Here is an 18,109-nt window from a genome sequence, read left to right as displayed (position 1 = left end):
TCCGGCTTGCCCTTCGGCCGGCCCCGGCCCATAATTCCGACAAAATTACTCGGAAATAACCCCATGCCCAACAGACTCGCCGGCGAGACCTCGCCCTATTTGCAGCAACACGCGGAAAACCCTGTGGATTGGCACCCTTGGGGTGAGGAAGCGCTCACCCTCGCGAAGCGGGAAGGCCGGCCGATCCTGCTGTCCATCGGCTATTCCGCCTGCCACTGGTGCCATGTCATGGCCCACGAATCCTTCGAGGATGCGGAGGTGGCGGCGGTGATGAACCGCCTGTTCGTGAACATCAAGGTGGATCGCGAAGAGCGGCCGGACCTCGACCAGATCTACCAGACCGCCCAGCAAATGCTGACCGGCCGCACCGGCGGCTGGCCGCTGACGATGTTCCTGACGCCGGACGGCGCGCCCTTTTTCGGCGGCACCTATTTCCCCAAGGCGCCGCGCTACGGCCTGCCCGGCTTCCCCGACCTGTGCCAGCGCGTGGCGGAGGCCTGGCGCGACAAGCGCGCCGACATCGAACAGCAGAATGGCGAACTGCTCAAGGCGCTGGCATCCGGCGCCGCCGCCCGGCCCTCGAGCGGCGCCCTGTCGGCCGCCCCTCTGCAGCTGGCCGTCGAACGCGCCGCGCAATCCTACGATCCGCACTTCGGCGGCTTCGGCGGCGCGCCGAAGTTCCCGCATCCGGCCGACCTGGAACTGCTGCTGCGCCGCCATGCCGCAACCGGCGAGGCGCGCTGCGGCGAGATGGCGCTCACCACGCTGCGGCGCATGGCCGAGGGCGGCATTTACGACCAACTCGGCGGCGGCTTCTGCCGCTACAGCGTGGACGAGCGCTGGGCCATCCCGCATTTCGAGAAGATGCTCTACGACAACGGACCGCTGCTGCGCCTGTATGCGGATGCCTGGCGGGTGTCGGGGGACGCGATGTTCAAGCGCGTCGCCGAGGAAACCGCCGCCTGGGTCGTGCGCGAGATGCAGTCGCCGGAGGGCGGCTACTACTCCTCGCTCGATGCCGACTCCGAGCACGAGGAGGGCAAGTTCTACGTCTGGTCGCGCGAAGAAGTCAGTCGCTGCACCACGGCGGAGGAATACGCCGTGGTCGCCGCGCACTACGGCCTGGAACGGCCGGCGAACTTCGAGGGCGCGCACTGGCATCTGCTCGTCGCGCTCCCGCTCGCCGAGGTCGCCGCATCGCTCGGCAGGCCGCTCGACGAGTGTGAGCGCCTGCTCCAGTCGGCGCGCGAGAAGCTGTTCGCGGCGCGCGAGCGGCGCATCCGCCCGGGCCGCGACGAGAAGATCCTGGTGAGCTGGAATGCGCTGATGATCGAGGGCATGGCCCATGCCGGCCGCGTCTGCTCTCGCTCCGACTGGCTGGCCTCGGCGCGCCGCGCGCTGGATTTCATCCGCAGGGAGATGTGGAAGGACGGCCGCCTGCTCGCCACGTACAAGGACGGGCGCGCCCACCTGAATGCCTATCTCGACGACTACGCCTACCTGCTCAAGGCCGTGCTGGAGCTGCTGCAGGCGGAATTCGATGCGGAGTTGCTGGCCTTCGCCGAAGCGCTGAGCGAGACCCTGCTCGCGCATTTCGAGGATGCGTCGGGCGGCTTCTGGTTCACCAGCCACGACCACGAAGCGCTGATCCACCGCGTCAAGACGGGACACGACAGCGCCATGCCCTCGGGCAACGGCGCGGCCGCCTTTGCCTTGCAGCGCCTGGGGCATGTGACCGGCGCAACGCGATTTCTGGAGGCCGCGGACCGGACCCTGCGTCTTTACTATCCCGACATGGAGCGCCAGCCCGGGGGCTTTGCCACCCTGCTGGCCGCGCTGGACGAGGCGATTGTCCCTCCTGCCGTCGTTGTTTTGCGCGGACCCCATGCCCAACTCACTGAGTGGACAAAGAAAATATCCGAGCGCTATTGGCCCTGGACGCTGACGCTGGGGCTGCCGGCACAGGCCGGCCAGCTGCCGCCCGCTCTGGACAAGCCGCTGAAGGAGGGTGTCAACGCCTGGGTCTGCTCGGGCGTTAAATGTCTTGAGCCGATCGACGATTTCTCTTGTCTGGAACGGGTTTGCAAGTCCCCGGAATTGATTTAGAGTATCGGCGCATTTTCCAACCACGCCTAAGAGGAATTAGTTCAATGAAACTGCTGAAAACGCTGCTGCTCGCCGGCGCCGGCCTGCTGATCGCCGGCCAGGCCTCCGCTGACGAAGCCCTGGCGAAAGCCAAAAACTGCATGAGCTGCCACGCCGTCGACAAGAAAGTCGTCGGCCCGTCCTACAAGGACGTCGCCAAGAAATACGCCGGCAACGCCGGCGCCGCCGCCACCCTGGAAGCCAAGGTGAAGAAGGGCGGCTCGGGCGTGTGGGGCACGGTGCCGATGCCGCCGAACCCGGCCGTCTCCGACGCCGACATCAAGAAGCTGGTGGCCTGGGTTCTCGCCACCAAGTAACTGGCGTCTGCCGCACAAAAAGGCCAGCCCGCGGGCTGGCCTTTTTATTGACATCGCCCCATGCGCCCAGCACAATCCCCGCGCATTCACCCGCAAAAAAGAATTCAAATTTTTCTGGAGACGATGACCATGCGATTCCACGCCAAGACGATCAGCCTCGCTGTCGCTTCCGCCTTTGTCGTGTTCGGCTGCGGCAAGGAAGCGCCGCCCCCGCCGCCGAAGGCCGAGCAGCCCGCCGCGCCGCCGGCCAAGCCGACGGTCACCGTGAAAATCGGCCACGTCTCGCCGCTGACCGGCCCGCAGGCCCACCTCGGCAAGGACAACGAGAACGGCGCGCGCCTCGCCATCGAGGAAGCCAACGCCAAGAAGCTGGAAATCGGCGGCGCCGTGGTGACCTTCGATCTGCTCGGCGAAGACGACCAGGCCGATCCCAAGCAGGGAACGACGGTGGCGCAGAAACTGATCGACGCCAAGGTGAATGGCGTCGTCGGCCACCTCAACTCCGGCACCACCATCCCGGCCTCCAAGCTCTATGCCGACGCCGGCATCCCGCAGGTCTCGCCTTCGGCGACCAACCCGAAATACACGCAGCAGGGCTTCAAGACCGCCTATCGCGTGATGGCCAACGACGAGCAGCAGGGCAAGGTGCTGGGCGATTACGCCACCCACCAGCTGGCCGCCAAGAAGATCGCCATCATCGACGACCGCACGGCCTACGGCCAGGGCGTCGCCGACGAGTTCGAGAAGGCCGCCAAGGCCGGCGGCGCCACCATCGTCGCGCGCGAGTTCACCAACGACAAGGCCACCGACTTCGCCGCCATCCTCACCAAGATCAAGTCGAAGAAGCCGGACATCGTCATGTACGGCGGCATGGACGCCCAGGCCGGCCCGATGGCGCAGCAGTTGAAGAAGCTCGGCATCAAGTCCAGGATGCTGTTCGCCGACGGCGGCTGCACCACCGAATTCCACAAGCTGTCCGGCGACGCCGGCGAGGGACACTACTGCTCGCTGCCGGGACTGCCGCTGGACAAGATGCCGGGCGGCCCCGCCTTCAAGGAGAAGTACGCCAAGCGCTTCAACGTCGACATCCAGCTGTATGCGCCCTACGCCTACGACGCGGCCAGCGTCATGATCGACGCCATGAAGCGCGCCAACTCGGTGGAGCCGGCGAAATATCTGGCCGAACTGCCGAAGACCAACCTCGACGGCGTCACCGCCAGGATCACCTTCGACGAGAAGGGCGACGTCAAGGATGCGGCGATCACGCTGTACCAGGCCAAGGGCGGCAAGTGGGAGGCGCTGGAGAGCATCGGCGGCGGCGCGCCGGCACCGGCGCAACCCGCCGCCATGGAAGGCATGGGCGGCATGACTGCTGCGCCCGCACCCGCGGCAGCGCCTGCAGCCGCAGCACCCGCCGAGAAGAAGTAAGCAGCATCTTTGTCAGGCAGACGGCACCTTCGGGTGCCGTTTGTTTGTAGACTGGGCGCGATGGACACCTTCATCCAGCAGATCATCAACGGGCTCGTTCTCGGCAGCATCTACGCCCTCGTCGCGCTCGGCTACACGATGGTCTACGGCATCCTCGGCCTGATCAACTTCGCCCATGGCGAGGTGGTGATGATCGGCGCCCTCACCGCCCTCACCGTCATCAAGCTGCTGGCCGACAGCGGCCTGCCGGGCATCGTCGTCGTGCTGATCGGCATGCTGGCGGCGATTCCGGTATGCATGGCGCTCGGCTTTACCATCGAGCGCGTCGCCTACCGCCCCTTGCGCAACGCACCCCGGCTCGCCCCGCTCATCACCGCCATCGGCGTCTCCATCGTGCTGCAGCAGCTGGCGATGATCTTCTGGGGCCGCAGCTACCATGCCTTCCCGCCGATCCTGCCGACCACGGGGCGCGACATCGGCGGCGCCCACATCACCGACCTGCAGATCGTCATCGTGCTGCTGGCGGCGGCGATCATGGCCGGCCTGATGCTGCTGGTGAACAAAACGCGGCTGGGACGCGCCATGCGCGCGACTGCGGAGAACCCGCAGATCGCCGGGCTGATGGGCGTCAACATCAACGTCATCATCTCCGCCACTTTCCTCATCGGCTCGGCGCTGGCGGCGGTGGCCGGCGTGATGGTCAGCGCCAACTATTCGATCGCCCACTACCACATGGGCTTCATCCTCGGCCTGAAGGCGTTCACTGCGGCGGTGCTCGGCGGCATCGGCAACCTGCCCGGCGCCATGCTCGGCGGCGTGCTGCTGGGACTCATCGAATCGCTCGGCGCCGGCTACATCGGCGACCTCACCGGCGGCTTCCTCGGCAGCCATTACCAGGACGTGTTCGCCTTCTTCGTGCTGATCCTGGTGCTGGTCTTCCGGCCTTCCGGCCTGATGGGCGAGAAGGTCTCCGAACGCGCATGAAGACCGACAAACGCAAAGCCCTGCTGGGCATGGTCCTCATCGGCGTGGCGCTCGCCATCCTGCCCTTCATCATCGGCCAGGGCCTCGGCAACGCCTGGGTGCGCGTGCTCGACTTCGCCCTGCTCTACGTCATGCTGGCGCTGGGGCTGAACATCGTCGTCGGCTTCGCCGGCCTGCTCGACCTCGGCTACATCGCCTTCTACGCCGTCGGCGCCTACCTGTACGCCCTGCTTGCCTCGCCGCACTTCGGCATCCACTGGCCGGTGTGGGCGATCCTGCCCCTGGGCGCCCTGGTGGCCGGCATTTTCGGCGTGCTGCTCGGCGCGCCGACGCTCCGGTTGCGCGGCGACTACCTCGCCATCGTCACGCTCGGCTTCGGCGAGATCGTCCGCATCTTCATGAACAACCTCAACGCGCCGATCAACATCACCAACGGCCCGCAGGGCATCAGCCAGATCGATCCGGTGCGCATCGCCGGCGTGCCGCTGTCGAAGACCTTCGAGGCCTTCGGCCTGAGCTTCCCCTCCGTCTATCTCTACTACTACCTGTTCCTGGCGCTGACCCTGCTCGTCGTCTTCGTATCCATCCGCCTCGAGGATTCGCGCATCGGCCGCGCCTGGGTGGCGATCCGCGAGGACGAGATCGCCGCCAAGGCCTGCGGCATCGACACGCGCAACGTCAAGCTGCTCGCCTTCGCCATGGGCGCCACCTTCGGCGGGGTGGCCGGCGGCCTCTTCGCCGGCTTCCAGGAGTTCGTCAGCCCGGAGAGCTTCGGCCTGATGGAATCGATCATGGTGCTGTGCATGGTGGTGCTCGGCGGCATGGGCCACATCCCCGGCGTCATCCTCGGTGGGCTGCTGCTGGCGATCCTGCCCGAGGCGCTGCGCCACGGCGCCGTGCCGATGCAGCAGGCGGCCTTCGGCAAGGTGCTGCTCGATCCGGAGTCGCTGCGCATGCTGCTGTTCGGCCTGGCGCTGATCGCCGTCATGTTGTATCGCCCGGCCGGGTTGTGGCCGGAGGCGCGCAGGAAGCGGGAATTCTCGGAGAAGGCGAAGTGAGCGAGGCCCTGCTCGACGCCCAGACGATCGGCAAGAGTTTCGGCGGCGTGCGCGCGCTGCACGAGGTTTCGCTCTCCATCCGCCGCGGCGAGATCTACGGCCTGATCGGCCCCAACGGCGCCGGCAAGACCACCTTCTTCAACGTCCTCACCGGACTCTACTCGGCGGACCGCGGCCAGTTCGTCTTCGACGGCGCGCCGCTGAACATCTCGGCACCGCACGAGGTGGCCGCCGCCGGCATCGCCCGCACCTTCCAGAACATCCGCCTGTTCGCCAACATGACGGCGCTGGAGAACGTCATGGTCGGCCGCCACCTGCGCACCTCGGCCGGCGTCGTCGGCGCCGTGCTGCGCGATCGCGCCACGCGGGACGAGGAAGCGGCCATCGCGCAGCGCGCCCACGAGCTGCTCAAGTACGTCGGCATCCACCGCCACAGCAACATCCTGGCGCGCCACATGGCCTACGGCGACCAGCGCCGGCTGGAGATCGCGCGAGCACTGGCCACCGAGCCGAAGCTGCTGGCGCTCGACGAACCGGCTGCCGGGATGAACGCGACGGAAACGGAATCCCTGAAAAGCCTGATCGAGGCGCTGCGCGCCGACGGCCTGACGATCCTGCTCATCGAGCACGACGTCAAGCTGGTGATGGGGCTGTGCGACCGCGTCGCCGTGCTCGACTACGGCGAGAAGATCGCCGAGGGCGTGCCGGCCGAGGTGCAGCGCGACCCGAAGGTGATCGAGGCCTACCTGGGCGGGGCCGTGGCATGAGCACGCCCATTCTGGAAGTGCGCGACCTGCACGTTTCCTACGGCGGCATCGCCGCCGTCAAGGGCATCGGCTTCGAAGTGGCGGCGGGCGAAATGGTCTGCCTGATCGGCGCCAACGGCGCCGGCAAGACCACCACGCTGAAGGCCCTGGCGCGGCTGCTGCCGGCGCAGGGCGCCATCCATTACGGCGGCCACAGCCTGCTGCACCGCCCGCCGCATGCATTGATCGGCGAAGGCATGACGCTGGTGCCGGAAGGGCGCGGCGTCTTCGCGCGCCTGACGGTCGCGGAGAATCTCGACATGGGCGCTTATTGCCGCCGCGACCGGGCCGAGATCGCCGCCGACCTGGACCGCGTCTACGGCCTGCTGCCGCGCCTGAAGGAACGGGCCGGGCAGCTTGCCGGCACTTTGTCGGGCGGCGAGCAGCAGATGCTCGCCATCGGCCGCGCACTCATGAGCCGGCCGAAGCTGCTGCTGCTCGACGAGCCGTCGATGGGCCTGGCGCCGATCATGGTTCAGAAGGTGTTCGAGGTGATCCAGTCGGTCGCCGCCCAGGGGGTGACCATCCTGCTCGTCGAGCAGAACGCCCGGCTGGCGCTGTCGGTGGCCTCGCGCGGCTATGTCATGGAAAGCGGCACCATCACCCTCAGCGATACGGGACCGGCGCTGCTCGCCAACCCGAAGGTGCGCGAAGCCTATCTCGGGGAGTGAGCCCGCCTTATTTGACTTGGTGGAGTATCCGCGCGAGGCGCGGCGCCGGACGCAGCAGGTCGGCCAGCGTATGGCGGTCGAGCTCGGCGAAGAAGGCGTCCGCCGCCTTCTTGAACACCCCCTTCAGCAGGCAGGCCGGCGCAATGTTGCACTCGCTGCTCTCGGCATCGAAGCATTCGACCAGCGCCAGCGTCTCCTCGGTGCCGCGCACCACCTCGCCGACGACGATGTCCTCGGGCGCCATGGCCAGGCGCAGGCCGCCGCCCTTGCCGCGCAGCGTCTCGACATAACCCTGGCGCGCCAGGAAATGCACCACCTTCATGAGGTGGTTTTCCGAGATACCATAGGCGGCTGCGATCTCGCCGATGGTGACGAGCTCGTCGCGCCGCACGCCGAGATACATCAGGACGCGCAGGGTGTAGTCGGAGAAGGTGGTCAGTCTCATGGTCGGTCCCGGGCGATTCTAAAAGATGTATGGCACATGTTGATTATCCCGGAAACGGGTGGTATATTGAAGATGTATCTTCGGTACTGCTTATAAGGAATCCATGATGGCAGATCAGACAACCAACATGCCGACGGAAGAGGCGATCCGCGCCGCCCTGCGCAACGTGATCGACCCGGAAGTGGGCATGAACGTCGTCGACCTCGGCCTCGTCTATGGCATCGAGATCGCGCCCGACCGGGTGCGCGTCGCCATGACCATGACGACGCCGGCCTGCCCCATGGGCTCCATGATCACCGAGGATGCACGCGAGGCGATTCGCGACATCGCGCCGGACGGCGCCGACATCGTCGTCGACCTGGTCTGGGATCCCCCCTGGAGCTCGGAGCTGATGTCGGAAAACGCCAAGCGACATTTCGGCTGGTCCTAAGCCGAGCCATCCCAATCCAGACAGGAGAACCAACATGACCACCGCAACTGCAGAAACCACCGTCGACGTGCGCAACATCGTGCCGCGCGAACGCCATCCGATGATCTTCGACGCCTTCCGCAGGCTCGGCGTCGGCGAAGCCTTCCAGCTGGTGAACGACCACGACCCGAAGCCGCTCTATTACCAGTTCCAGGCCGAACTCGGTCCCGTCTTCAAGTGGGATTATCTCGAAACCGGCCCGGAAGTCTGGAAGGTCCGCATCGCCAAGGCCGCCTGAGCAGCATGGCAGACGTCCGGCCGCCCTGGCGCATTCCGCTGCTGATCCTCGGCTTCGCCAGCCTCATCATCGGGGTGGGCGCCGGACTGCTGCGCCTGGGCTGGGCGGTGCCGCGACCGGCGGCCGACCTCGCCGCGTTCCACGGCCCGCTCATGGTGAGCGGCTTTTTCGGCACGGTGATCAGCCTGGAGCGCGCCGTGGCGCTGGCGCGGCGCTGGGCCTATCTCGGCCCCCTGGCGGCCGGCGCCGGCGGGCTGGCGCTGATTCTCGGCGCGCCGCTTGAAGTCGCGCAGCTGCTGCTCGCGCTGGGCAGCGCTGTGCTGCTGGCGGGCTCGGTGTCGGTGTTCCAGCGCCAGCGCGCCCTGTTCACCTTCACGCTGGCCGCCGGCGCCGGCTGCTGGCTCATCGGCAACCTGCTCTGGCTCGCCGGCTTTTCCGTTTATGAAGTGGTGCCGTGGTGGGCCGGCTTCCTCGTGCTGACCATCGCCGGAGAACGGCTCGAACTGTCGCGCTTCCTGCCGCCCTCGCCGACGGCGCAGCGCGTCTTCATCGCCGTGCTGGCGGGACTGACTTTCGGCATGGCGTTCGAGGCACACCTGTTCGGCGCCGCGCTCCTGGCGCTGTCGCTGTGGCTGCTGCGCCAGGACATCGCCCGGCGCACGGTGAAGGACAAGGGGCTGACGCGCTTCATCGCCGTCTGCCTGCTTTCGGGCTATGCCTGGCTGCTGCTCGCCGGCGCGATCATGCTCGGTGCGGGACTGGCACCGGGCAGCGCGGCCTACGACGCGGCGCTGCATGCCTTGATGCTCGGTTTCGTCTTCTCGATGGTGTTCGGCCACGCGCCGATCATCTTCCCGGCGGTGCTGCGCGTGGCGGTGCCCTACCATCCGCTGTTCTACGCGCCGCTGGCGCTGCTGCATCTTTCGCTGGCCGTGCGGCTGGCGGGAGACGCCGCCGCCTCCTTCGAGTGGCGCAGCATGGGAGGGCTTCTCAACGCCGTGGCGCTGGCCGCCTTCATCCTGAACACCGTCGCCGCCGTGGTCCGCGGCAAGCTGGGGAAAACTAACTGAGCTGCAGGCTGTCGGCGAAGGACAGCGCCTCGAACTGGGCGCGGTTGACCGTTTCCGGGTCCAGCTGCAACTCGGCGGCCTGCGCGGCATACCGGGCGTAATCGGCCTGTTCGCTCGCCTGGGCGAGGGCCAGGAAGGGCGCATACGGCCCGCTGCCGGAAATCAGCGCATCGTTGATGGTGTCGGGCAGGTGCATGTCGGCCAGCGCGGTTTCCATGAGCACGCCGAGCAGGATGTCGAGCAGCGAGAAGGCGCCGGTGATGAACAGGTTGTCGAGCTCGCTCTTGTCCACGTATCCCGCCGCCGTCAACTCCATGAAGCGGCCGCGCGCGATGGCCGCCTGCATCAGTGCCGGCGCGGCCGCGTCCTTGCTGGAGGTGACCAGGAGCAGCGACAGCCATTTGTTCAGCTTGTCGTAGCCGAGCATGGTGACGGCGTGGCGGAAGGACTGGATTTCCACGGTGAGGCCGAAGCCGGCGGAATTGATGTAGCGCAGCAGCTTCACCGAGAGGGCGACGTCCTGCTTCAGGGCTGCCTCGATCTCCTTGATGTCGGCGTTGGCCCGCACCAGGTTGAGCAGGCGGATGGTCTGCGCCTGGTTCGGGTTGAGCTTCTTCGCCGGCGTCACGCCCCTCAGGAAGAACCAGCCGGCCGCGCCGCCGAAGCCCTTGTGGATGCAGGCGTCGAACTGGGCGTTGTCGAGCAGGCCCTTGGCAAGCAGCAGCCCGGGCGCGCCGGCGATGTTTGCCGTGGCATCGGCCAGGATGAAGCGGAAATCGGCGCCGGCCGGCAGCGCCATGCCGGCGCTGAAGCCATCCAGGCACATCGACACGCCAGCCTGCTGCAGCCTTTGCATCAGCTCGAGGGTCGCCGGATTGCCCAGTGCGCCGGCAGGGATTTCGATCATGGCGTTTTGCGGCACCTGCCAGTCGAGCAGTCCCGCGTCCGGTGTGACGCCGCCCAGGCTGACGAACACCGTACGTGCTGCAGGCCAGGCCTCGGCCAGGCGGTTCAGCTCACCCGCAATCTGCGCGCAGGCACTCGCCCCTGGCGGCGCCTGGACGATGAGCCGGGTCGCGGTGATGGCGCGGCTGCGGTTGAGCACCGGCTCGCGGCTGATGAGGATAGTCATGGGTTTACGGATTCCGCTGCGAAAGTAAAGGCATCGGCAAAAAAGTCCTCTTTCTTTAGGCCGCAATGGCCAATCAGATCCTGCCGCGCCGCTTCGATCATGGCCGGCGCACCGCAAGCATAGACCTGATGTCCGGAAAGGTCGGGGAAATCGGCCATGACCGCCCGATGCACCAGGCCGGTACGGCCCTGCCACGTATCACCCGCTGGCGGTTCCGACAGCACCGGTACGTAGCGGAAGCCGTCACGGCTGGCCGCCCAGCCCTCCGCCAGTTCATGCAGGTAGAGGCCGGCCCGGTCGCGGGCGCCCCAGTAGAGCACCATCGACCGGGCCGGTTTCTGATGAAAGGCATGCTCGACGAGGGCCTTGATCGGGGCGAATCCGGTGCCGCCGGCCAGCAGGATGGCCGGCTTGGCGCTGTCCTCGCGCAGGAAGAAGTCGCCATGCGGCCCCTCGAGGCGCAGGATGTCGCGCTCCTTCATCGTTTCGAACACCTGGGTGGTGAAATGCCCGCCCGGCACATGGCGCACGTGCAACTCCAGGCACTCGTCGGCATCCGGCGCATTGGCGATGGAAAAGCTGCGTCGGCGGCCGTCCTTCAGCAGGATATCGATGTACTGGCCTGCGAGGAATTGCAGGCGCTCATTGGCGGGCAGCTTGAGCTGCAGCAGCATCACGTCGGGTGCCAGGCGCGCCAGCTTCTGCACGCGGCAGGGTAGCTTCTTCACCGGAATGTCGCGCACGGCGCCCACCTCGCGCGATTCGATGACGAGATCGGACAGCGGCCGCGCGCAGCAGAACAGGGCATAGCCCATGGCCAGCTCCGCCTCGCTCAGCGCGCCCTCGGTGTACAGGCCGCGATCCACCTCGCCGGACACCACGCGCCCCTTGCAGGCGCCGCAGGCGCCGTTGCGGCAGCCATAGGGCAGATGGATGCCGGCTTCCAGCGCCGCGCGCAAAAGGGTGTTGCCGGGCTCGACGTCGAACTGGTGCCCGCTGGGCTCGATCGTGATGCGATGGGACATGACTGAAGGGGGAATCCGTTGGCTGGCTGTTAAAATGCGCGGGTGCAACGATTGCTCATCATTGGCTGCGGCGACGTCGCGCGGCGCGCCCTCCCCTGGCTGGTCAAGCATTACCGCGTGTATGCCGCGGTCCGCTCGGATGCGCGCCATCTCGAATTGCGAGCCCTGGGCGTCACGCCGCTGCGCGCCGATCTGGACAAGCCGCACTCGCTGAGACGTCTGGCCGGCATCGGCAACCTGATCCTGCACTTCGCGCCGCCGCAGGAAACCGGCCTGGTGGATAGGCGAACCCAGATGCTGCTTGCCGCGCTGTCGACCGGAAAAATTCTACCACGCCGCCTCGTCTACATCAGCACCAGCGGGGTCTATGGCGATTGCGGCGGGGCCTGGGTTTCCGAGACGCGTCCGGTGCACCCGCAGACGGGGCGGGCACGCCGCCGCGTCGATGCGGAGATGCGGCTGCGCCGTTTCGGCCGCAAGCGCCGCGTCGCCGTCTCCATCCTGCGCGCGCCGGGCATCTATGCCGGCGACCGCCTGCCGCTGGCCCGGCTCGAGCGCGGCCTGCCGCTGCTGCAGGAAAACGACGACATCTACACCAACCACATTCATGCCGACGATCTGGCCGCCATCGCGCAGACGGCGCTTTCACGAGGCCGGGCCGGGCGGATATACAATGCCTCGGACGATTCAGTGCTGAAGATGGGCGAGTATTTCGATTTGATCGCCGACCGGTTCGGCCTTCCGCGCGCACCGCGACTGCCGCGGGTCGAGGTCGAGCGGCGCCTGTCTCCCGCGATGCTGTCCTTCATGGGGGAGTCGCGCCGGCTGTCGAACCGGCGCATCAAGCGCGAGCTGGGCGTGAAGCTGGCGTATCCCGACGTCGCCGCCGCGCTGGGCGACTTGTTGCCGGAGGCTGTCTGACATGCTGTGGATCAAGTGGCTGCATATCGTTTTCATGGTGACCTGGTTCGCCGGCCTGTTCTATCTGCCGCGCCTGTTCGTCTACCACGCCATGAGCGAGGATGCGCCGAGCCGGGAGCGCTTCAAGATCATGGAGCGCAAGCTCTATTACGGCATCATGACGCCCGGCGCCGTCATCACCGTCGCGCTCGGCCTGTGGCTGTGGCTGGGCTACGGGCCGTGGGGCTACTGGATCCACGCCAAGTTCGCGCTGGTGCTGGTGCTGATCGCCTATCACCTTTATTGCGGCAGGCTGTTGAAGGACTTCGCGGCGGACCGCAATTCGAAAAGCCATGTCTGGTTCCGCTGGTTCAATGAATTCCCGGTGCTGATCCTCTTCATCGCCGTCTGGCTGGTGCTGTTCAAGCCGTTCTGATGGAGAAATTCTTCGCCACCTGCCCGCGCGGGCTCGAAGCGCAACTGGCCGGGGAGCTGAGTGCGGCCGGCGCCAGCCGGACCGAGGCCGTCCCTGGCGGGGTCGGCTTCGCCGGCAACTGGGAAACCTGCTACCGCGCCAACCTGTGGAGCCGCATCGCCACGCGCATCCTCTGGCGCGTCGCCCACGGCCCCTACAAGCGCGAAGAGGACATCTACCGGCTGGCGCACGACGTGCCCTGGCACGCGCATTTCTCGGTGCGCCGGACACTGCGCGTTTACATGACGGCCATCCGCAGCCCGCTGAGGAGCATCGACTTCATCACCCTGCGCATCAAGGATGCCGTATGCGACCGTTTCCGCGCGGAAACCGGCGAACGGCCCAGTGTGGATACCGCCGAACCCAACGTCCGCATCCACGCCTTCCTCACCGATAGCGAGGCGACGCTCTACCTCGACACCTCGGGCGAACCGCTCTACAAGCGCGGCTACAAATACGCCTCGGTCGAGGCGCCTTTGAAGGAAAATCTGGCTGCCGGCATCCTGCAACTGGCGGGCTGGCAACCGGGCTCGCCGCTGCTCGATCCGATGTGCGGCTCGGGCACCTTCCTGCTCGAGGCGGCCCTGATGGCCCACGACATCGCGCCGGGATTGGCGCGCAAGTTCGGTTTTTTCCGCCTGGACAACTTCGATGCGGCGCTCTGGCAGAAGCTCCTGACGGAAGCGGAGGGGCGCAGGAAGCCGGTCGTGCCGCAGCCTATCTTCGGCAGCGACATCAGCCAGGACCAGGTCGAGCGGGCGCGGCAGAATCTGGCGGCGGCCGGGATGCATGAGTGCGTGCGCCTGGAGTGCGCCGACATGCTGGTGCGCGCGGCGCCGGCGCCGGAAGGCGTGCTCGTTGCCAACCCGCCCTATGGGGTGCGTCTGGAGGAAGCGGAGCGGCTGGCGGCGTTCTATCCGAAGCTGGGCGACGCCCTCAAGCAGCGTTTCGCCGGCTGGCGCTGCTATTTCATCTCCGCCGACCCGCAGTTGCCGAAGCTGATCGGCCTGAAGGCCTCGAAGCGAACGCCGCTGTTCAACGGCGCGCTGGAATGCCGGCTGCTGGAATACAGGATCATCGCCGGCCAGATGCGCCGGCAAAAACCGTCCGGGCGCTAGACGATATCGAGGTGCTGGATGCCGGCGGCGAGGTCGCGGTCCTTCGCTTCCTTGCCGTGCAGCTTGATGGTCAGGCGCAGGTCGTTCACCGAATCCGCGTTGCGCAAGGCATCCTCGTAGCTGATCTTGCCGGCCTCGTAGAGATCGAAGAGGGACTGGTCGAAGGTCTGCATGCCGAGCTCGCGCGACTTCTTCATGATCTCCTTGATTTCGTGCACTTCCCCCTTGAAGATGAGGTCGGAGATGAGCGGCGAATTGAGCATGATCTCGAACGCCGCCGCGCGACCCTTGCCGTCTCTCATCGGGATCAACCGCTGCGACACGAAGGCGCGCACGTTGAGGGAAAGGTCCATCAGCAGCTGCTGGCGGCGCTCTTCGGGAAAGAAGTTGATGATGCGGTCGAGGGCCTGGTTGGTGCTGTTGGCGTGAAGCGTGGCCATGCACAGGTGGCCGGTTTCGGCAAAGGCAATGGCGTGGTCCATCGTGTCCCGATCGCGGATCTCGCCCATCAGGATGACATCCGGCGCCTGGCGCAGGGTGTTCTTCAGCGCCGCATCCCAGGAATCGGTGTCGATGCCGACTTCGCGCTGCGTGACGATGCACTTCTTGTGATCGTGCACGTATTCGATCGGGTCCTCGATCGTGATGATATGGCCGTAGCTGTTGTCGTTGCGGTAGTCCACCATCGCCGCAAGGGAGGTCGATTTGCCGGTACCCGTGCCGCCGACCAGGATGACCAGGCCGCGCTTGGTCATGGAGACGTCCTTGAGCACCGGCGGCAGCTGCAGGCTTTCGAAGGTCGGTATGGTTGTGGCGATGGTGCGCAGCACGACGCCGATGCGCGCCTGCTGCACGAAGGCGTTCACGCGGAAGCGGCCGATGCCGGCAGGGCTGATGGCGAAATTGCACTCCTTGGTGGATTCGAACTCGGCCGCCTGCTTGTCGTTCATGATGGCGCGCGCCAGTTCGGCCGTATGCTGCGGCGTCAGGCTCTGGTTCGATTGCGGCGTGATCTTGCCGTCAACCTTGATGGCAGGCGGGAAGCCGGCGGTAATGAAAAGATCCGAACCCTTCTTCTGCGCCATGAGGCGCAGCAGGTCGTACATGAATTTGAGTGCCTGGTCTCTTTCCATAATGCACCTCTGTCGTAGGTCGGCCTTCAGGCCGACGTTGGCGGCCGAGTCGGGCTGAAGCCCGAGCTACGGCTCAGCCGGCGAAGTTATCCTTATTCGCTGCCTTGGTCCTCGCCTCGGCGGCGGACACGATGTTGCGGCGGACGAGGTCGGCCAGGTTCTGGTCCAGCGTCTGCATGCCCAAGGCCTGGCCGGTCTGGATGGCCGAATACATCTGGGCGATCTTGGCTTCGCGAATCAGGTTGCGGATGGCCGGCGTGCCGATCATGATCTCATGGGCGGCGACACGGCCGGAGCCGTCCTTGGTCTTCAGCAGGGTCTGCGATATGACTGCACGCAGCGATTCCGAGAGCATCGCCCGCACCATTTCCTTTTCAGCCGCAGGGAAGACGTCGATGACGCGGTCGATGGTCTTGGCGGCCGAGCTGGTATGCAGGGTGCCGAACACCAGGTGGCCGGTTTCCGCCGCGGTCAGCGCCAGGCGGATCGTCTCGAGGTCGCGCATCTCGCCCACCAGGATGACGTCCGGGTCTTCGCGCAGGGCGCTGCGCAGGGCGTTGTTGAAGGACAGGGTGTGCGGGCCCACTTCGCGCTGGTTGATCAGGCATTTCTTCGATTCATGCACGAATTCGATCGGGTCCTCGACGGTCAGGATATGGCCGTGCTCGTTCTCGTTGATGTAGTTGACCATCGCCGCCAGGGTGGTCGACTTGCCCGAGCCGGTCGGCCCGGTGACCAGCACCACGCCACGCGGATACTCGGAAATCTCCTGGAAGATCTTCGGGCAGTTCAGCTCTTCCAGCGACAGCACCTTCGAGGGAATGGTCCGGAACACGGCGCCGGCGCCGCGGTGCTGGACGAAGGCGTTCACGCGGAAGCGCGCCAGGTTGGGAATGGCAAAAGAGAAGTCGCACTCCAGGTTTTCCTCGTAGTGCTTGCGCTGGCCGTCGTTCATGATGTCGTACACCATGCTGTGCACGTCCTTGTGCTCCATCGGCGGCAGGTTGATGCGCCGCACGTCGCCATGCACGCGGATCATGGGCGGCAAGCCCGCGGAAAGGTGCAGGTCGGAAGCCTTGTTCTTGACGGAGAAGGCCAGCAGTTCGGTGATGTCCATTATGCGGTTCCGTGGCGCCAAATATCGGAAATTGGGGCGATGGCGCGATGATATACTTGCCCCGATTTTTCAGGGCATTATGACAACAATTTCCGCCAACTTGCAAGCTGTCAGGGCGCGCATCGCCGCAGCGGCGGAATTGGCAGGACGAGCGGTCGAGGACATACGTCTGCTGGCGGTCAGCAAGACCTTCCCGCCGGAACGGGTCCGCGAGGCGGCATCCGCAGGGCAGCGGGCTTTCGGCGAGAACTACGTGCAGGAAGGCCTCGCCAAGATCGGTGCATTGGGCGATCTCGGCCTGGAATGGCATTTCATCGGCCCCTTGCAGAGCAACAAGACCCGTCCGGTCGCCGAGCAGTTCGCCTGGGTTCACGGCATCGACCGGCTGAAGATCGCCGAGCGGCTGTCGTCGGCGCGCGGCGCGGCGCGGCCGCCCCTGCAGGTCTGCATCCAGGTGAATGTCAGCGGCGAAGCCAGCAAGGGCGGAGTCAGTCCCCACGACACGGCGGCGCTGGCGCATGCCGTGGCTGGGCTGCCCAGCCTCAAGTTGCGCGGCCTGATGGCGATTCCCGAACCGACCGACGACATGACACTGGCGCGGCAGCGCTTTGCCGCATTGCGCGAATTGCGCGATGCGCTCAACCGGGAGGGGCTGGCCCTGGACACGCTGTCGATGGGCATGTCGCACGATCTGGAGGCCGCCATCCTGGAAGGCGCCACGATCGTGCGGGTCGGCTCGGCCATCTTTGGAGAGAGGCACTACGCATGAAACTCACCTTTATCGGCGGCGGCAACATGGCCAACGCCCTCATCGGCGGCCTGCTCAAGCAGGGACTCCCCTCCTCTGACATCACGGTCGTCGAGCCCCTCGCGGAAAACCGCGAGCGGCTGATCGATGCGTTCGGCATTGCCTGCCGGCCGGCGGCGGATGCGTCGATCCTCGGCAGCAACGTGCTGGTGCTGTCGGTCAAGCCGCAACAGATGCGCGAGGCCCTGGCACCCCTCGCAGGCAAGCTGGCGAACCAGCTCGTCATCAGCATCGCCGCCGGGATGCGCCTTGCGGACATCTCGCGCTGGCTGGGAGGCCATGCGAAGCTGGTGCGGACCATGCCGAATACGCCGGCCCTGATCGGCGCCGGCATCACAGGCCTCTATGCCGATCCGTCCATCGACGGGGAGGCGCGTCGCCAGGCCGAGCTGATCCTCGGTGCCGTAGGCAAGACAGTATGGATCGCCGACGAGGCCTTGATGGACGCCGTCACCGCAGTGTCCGCCAGCGGTCCGGCCTATGTTTTCTATTTCATCGAGGCGCTGCGAGATGCAGCCTGCGCCCTGGGGTTTTCGGAGGAACAGGCGCGGCAACTGGCCATCGAAACCGTCGTCGGTGCCGCCGCGCTGGCGGCCAACAGCACGGAGGATGTCGCCGTGCTCCGGCAGCGCGTCACCTCGAAGGGCGGCACCACCGAGGCCGCGCTGAATTCGCTGAATGCGGACGACTTCAAGGCGGCCATCCTGCGGGCCGTCAAGGCGGCCGATGCCCGCGGCCGCGAACTGGGCGATTTGTTGGGCAAGGACTGA

Annotated in this window: 20 protein-coding genes; 15 read left to right on the top strand and 5 right to left on the bottom strand. The window is 66.3% G+C overall.

What is annotated here, in order from left to right:
- Nucleotides 1–63 precede the first annotated feature (63 nt).
- From ROZ00_14705 to ROZ00_14675, 7 genes are all read left to right on the top strand, one after another.
- The gene (locus ROZ00_14705; GenBank protein MDT3737476.1) at nucleotides 64–2,106 is read left to right on the top strand and encodes a thioredoxin domain-containing protein; all 2,043 of its coding nucleotides are present in this window, start codon (nucleotides 64–66) and stop codon (nucleotides 2,104–2,106) included.
- Between the two features lie 44 nt (nucleotides 2,107–2,150).
- Nucleotides 2,151–2,462 carry a c-type cytochrome gene (locus tag ROZ00_14700; protein ID MDT3737475.1) on the top strand — a complete coding sequence of 104 codons (312 nt, stop codon included), beginning with the start codon at nucleotides 2,151–2,153 and terminating at the stop codon, nucleotides 2,460–2,462.
- A 123-nt stretch (nucleotides 2,463–2,585) separates the two neighbouring features.
- Nucleotides 2,586–3,890, top strand: a complete 1,305-nt coding sequence (locus ROZ00_14695) for a branched-chain amino acid ABC transporter substrate-binding protein (protein MDT3737474.1) — start codon at nucleotides 2,586–2,588, stop codon at nucleotides 3,888–3,890.
- Between the two features lie 60 nt (nucleotides 3,891–3,950).
- Nucleotides 3,951–4,874, top strand: coding sequence for a branched-chain amino acid ABC transporter permease (locus ROZ00_14690; protein MDT3737473.1), 924 nt, complete (start codon nucleotides 3,951–3,953; stop codon nucleotides 4,872–4,874).
- Nucleotides 4,871–5,932 carry an ABC transporter ATP-binding protein gene (locus ROZ00_14685; GenBank protein ID MDT3737472.1) on the top strand — a complete coding sequence of 354 codons (1,062 nt, stop codon included), beginning with the start codon at nucleotides 4,871–4,873 and terminating at the stop codon, nucleotides 5,930–5,932. The genes ROZ00_14690 and ROZ00_14685 overlap by 4 nt, the downstream gene beginning before the upstream one ends.
- On the top strand, nucleotides 5,929–6,699 hold the full coding sequence (locus ROZ00_14680; GenBank protein ID MDT3737471.1) for an ABC transporter ATP-binding protein: 771 nt from the start codon (nucleotides 5,929–5,931) through the stop codon (nucleotides 6,697–6,699). Before ROZ00_14685 ends, ROZ00_14680 begins: the two co-directional genes overlap by 4 nt.
- Nucleotides 6,696–7,409 (top strand): ABC transporter ATP-binding protein, encoded by a 714-nt coding sequence (locus tag ROZ00_14675; GenBank protein MDT3737470.1) that lies wholly within the window; start codon nucleotides 6,696–6,698, stop codon nucleotides 7,407–7,409. The genes ROZ00_14680 and ROZ00_14675 overlap by 4 nt, the downstream gene beginning before the upstream one ends.
- A 7-nt stretch (nucleotides 7,410–7,416) precedes the next feature.
- Here ROZ00_14675 and ROZ00_14670 read toward each other — a convergent pair whose 3' ends face one another.
- Complete coding sequence (locus ROZ00_14670) at nucleotides 7,417–7,854, bottom strand: Rrf2 family transcriptional regulator (GenBank protein MDT3737469.1); 438 nt, start codon at nucleotides 7,852–7,854, stop codon at nucleotides 7,417–7,419.
- 106 nt (nucleotides 7,855–7,960) lie between these two features.
- Between ROZ00_14670 and ROZ00_14665 the strand changes: the two genes are divergently transcribed.
- The 3 genes from ROZ00_14665 to ROZ00_14655 are packed head-to-tail and all read left to right on the top strand — an operon-like array spanning nucleotide 7,961 to nucleotide 9,631.
- Entirely contained in the window at nucleotides 7,961–8,284 is a 324-nt protein-coding gene (locus tag ROZ00_14665) for a metal-sulfur cluster assembly factor (GenBank protein ID MDT3737468.1), read from the top strand.
- A 34-nt stretch (nucleotides 8,285–8,318) separates the two neighbouring features.
- Entirely contained in the window at nucleotides 8,319–8,561 is a 243-nt protein-coding gene (locus tag ROZ00_14660; GenBank protein MDT3737467.1) for a DUF2249 domain-containing protein, read from the top strand.
- A 5-nt stretch (nucleotides 8,562–8,566) separates the two neighbouring features.
- Complete coding sequence (locus ROZ00_14655) at nucleotides 8,567–9,631, top strand: hypothetical protein (GenBank protein ID MDT3737466.1); 1,065 nt, start codon at nucleotides 8,567–8,569, stop codon at nucleotides 9,629–9,631.
- Here the strand turns inward: ROZ00_14655 and ROZ00_14650 are convergent.
- Nucleotides 9,624–10,763 (bottom strand): HDOD domain-containing protein, encoded by a 1,140-nt coding sequence (locus ROZ00_14650; GenBank protein ID MDT3737465.1) that lies wholly within the window; start codon nucleotides 10,761–10,763, stop codon nucleotides 9,624–9,626. The genes ROZ00_14655 and ROZ00_14650 overlap by 8 nt on opposite strands.
- A complete protein-coding gene (locus ROZ00_14645) occupies nucleotides 10,760–11,788 on the bottom strand; it encodes a CDP-6-deoxy-delta-3,4-glucoseen reductase (GenBank protein ID MDT3737464.1) in 1,029 nt (342 codons plus the stop codon). Before ROZ00_14645 ends, ROZ00_14650 begins: the two co-directional genes overlap by 4 nt.
- A gap of 42 nt (nucleotides 11,789–11,830) precedes the next feature.
- On the opposite strand from ROZ00_14645, the gene ROZ00_14640 reads away from it, so the two are divergent.
- The 3 genes from ROZ00_14640 to ROZ00_14630 are packed head-to-tail and all read left to right on the top strand — an operon-like array spanning nucleotide 11,831 to nucleotide 14,281.
- Nucleotides 11,831–12,709: an SDR family oxidoreductase gene (locus ROZ00_14640; protein ID MDT3737463.1), complete on the top strand. Its 879-nt coding sequence runs from the start codon at nucleotides 11,831–11,833 to the stop codon at nucleotides 12,707–12,709.
- A 1-nt stretch (nucleotide 12,710) separates the two neighbouring features.
- Nucleotides 12,711–13,124 carry a CopD family protein gene (locus tag ROZ00_14635; GenBank protein MDT3737462.1) on the top strand — a complete coding sequence of 138 codons (414 nt, stop codon included), beginning with the start codon at nucleotides 12,711–12,713 and terminating at the stop codon, nucleotides 13,122–13,124.
- Nucleotides 13,124–14,281: a THUMP domain-containing protein gene (locus tag ROZ00_14630; GenBank protein MDT3737461.1), complete on the top strand. Its 1,158-nt coding sequence runs from the start codon at nucleotides 13,124–13,126 to the stop codon at nucleotides 14,279–14,281. Before ROZ00_14635 ends, ROZ00_14630 begins: the two co-directional genes overlap by 1 nt.
- Here the strand turns inward: ROZ00_14630 and ROZ00_14625 are convergent.
- Nucleotides 14,278–15,414, bottom strand: a complete 1,137-nt coding sequence (locus ROZ00_14625; GenBank protein MDT3737460.1) for a PilT/PilU family type 4a pilus ATPase — start codon at nucleotides 15,412–15,414, stop codon at nucleotides 14,278–14,280. The genes ROZ00_14630 and ROZ00_14625 overlap by 4 nt on opposite strands.
- A 73-nt stretch (nucleotides 15,415–15,487) precedes the next feature.
- The gene (locus ROZ00_14620; protein ID MDT3737459.1) at nucleotides 15,488–16,531 is read right to left on the bottom strand and encodes a type IV pilus twitching motility protein PilT; all 1,044 of its coding nucleotides are present in this window, start codon (nucleotides 16,529–16,531) and stop codon (nucleotides 15,488–15,490) included.
- A 79-nt stretch (nucleotides 16,532–16,610) separates the two neighbouring features.
- Here ROZ00_14620 and ROZ00_14615 point away from each other — a divergent pair, with 79 nt between their 5' ends.
- Together ROZ00_14615 and proC are read left to right on the top strand one after the other, a co-directional pair.
- Nucleotides 16,611–17,300: a YggS family pyridoxal phosphate-dependent enzyme gene (locus tag ROZ00_14615; protein MDT3737458.1), complete on the top strand. Its 690-nt coding sequence runs from the start codon at nucleotides 16,611–16,613 to the stop codon at nucleotides 17,298–17,300.
- Nucleotides 17,297–18,109, top strand: coding sequence for a pyrroline-5-carboxylate reductase (gene proC / locus ROZ00_14610; GenBank protein MDT3737457.1), 813 nt, complete (start codon nucleotides 17,297–17,299; stop codon nucleotides 18,107–18,109). The genes ROZ00_14615 and proC overlap by 4 nt, the downstream gene beginning before the upstream one ends.

Source organism: Denitratisoma sp. (assembly GCA_032027165.1).
Taxonomy (GTDB): Bacteria; Pseudomonadota; Gammaproteobacteria; order Burkholderiales; family Rhodocyclaceae; genus Desulfobacillus.
Note: the sequence above shows the minus strand (reverse complement) of the source record. Positions and strands in the feature narration are given on the sequence as shown.